The 220-nt window shown below is 69.1% G+C and carries 1 protein-coding gene; it reads right to left on the bottom strand.

Annotated features, from left to right (window positions below; all coding sequences use genetic code 11):
- On the bottom strand, positions 1 to 220 hold a 220-nt coding region (locus IO20_RS0134410; RefSeq protein WP_030560493.1), incomplete at both ends, for an enolase C-terminal domain-like protein.

Genomic DNA, 220 nt, shown 5'->3' with positions numbered 1-220 from the left:
GGGGGCGTGGGAGACGGTGAAGCAGCCGGTCTCCGGGTCGATCTCGGGGGCCCCGTGCACGACCTTCTTGATCTCCGCGTCGGCGAAGTCGTTGAAGTGCTCCAGGATCTTGAAGTTCGGCGTGCAGGCGGCGAGTTGGAGGGAGGCGGCGGTCAGGACCGAGCCGCCCACGTTGTGCGGGGCGACCAGGACGTAATGGGTCTCGGCGGTCGCGGCCAGC

The sequence above is a fragment of the Streptomyces exfoliatus genome (assembly GCF_000725545.1).
In the GTDB taxonomy this organism is placed as follows: domain Bacteria; phylum Actinomycetota; class Actinomycetes; order Streptomycetales; family Streptomycetaceae; genus Streptomyces; species Streptomyces exfoliatus.
Note: the sequence above shows the minus strand (reverse complement) of the source record. Positions and strands in the feature narration are given on the sequence as shown.